This is a genomic window from Mesorhizobium sp. M7A.F.Ca.US.005.03.2.1 (assembly GCF_003997795.1).
In the GTDB taxonomy this organism is placed as follows: domain Bacteria; phylum Pseudomonadota; class Alphaproteobacteria; order Rhizobiales; family Rhizobiaceae; genus Mesorhizobium; species Mesorhizobium ciceri.
This window is the reverse complement of the sequence record NZ_RZRP01001520.1, coordinates 1-613: the sequence shown is the minus strand read 5'-3', so window position 1 is coordinate 613 and position 613 is coordinate 1. Positions and strand designations below refer to the sequence as shown.

The window sequence follows — 613 nt, the reverse complement described above, 5'->3', positions numbered from 1 at the left end:
TGTTCGCCGGTGTATTCGTAAACCTCATTGTCCGCAGCGCCGTTCAGTCTGCTTGGGTTTCCTAGAAGCTTTTCGAACTTTCTGTCTTGCGGCTCCCGACGAGATCCGGGCCCTTCTGGAGGAGGTCGGGGTGTCCGGATCCGCTGTGGTGCAACCTTGATCCAAGCATTTATGGGGGTTCGAGTCGGTAGAGCGCTACATCGTGAGACCCACTATCGAGGAAGCGTCGTTCATCTTTCGGCGACGTTCAGCATAGGGCAGCGAACTCGATTGATGCGCTATGATGGAATCCGACACTCCTCCCAGGCGGCGAAATTTGGATGAACACCGGCCTTTGACGCGACTCTCTCTTGCCGTAGGTTACGCGATTGCGGAATTGGGGAATTAACATGGCTTTCGGCGGCGCGAACGACAGAAATGATCTGCCGCGCCTTGCACGGATTGATCCGCCGCTGTTCGATCTTCTTTTCAGCGGCTGCAAGGTCGAACGCTACGCGGCGGGCCAGCATCTGTTCGTCCAGGAAGATCCAGCCGATCGTATCTACGGGGTGATGAGCGGAACGGTGGAGATCTCGATCTATTCGCCGGGAGGCCAGAAGTTGGCGGCTAATAT

At 56.4% G+C, this 613-nt stretch carries 1 protein-coding gene; it reads left to right on the top strand.

Features of this window, described 5'->3' with window-relative positions; all coding sequences use genetic code 11:
* Window positions 1-389 precede the first annotated feature (389 nt).
* Window positions 390-613 (top strand): cyclic nucleotide-binding domain-containing protein (locus tag EN991_RS38860; RefSeq protein ID WP_164769795.1); only part of this gene is annotated, 224 nt, incomplete at its 3' end.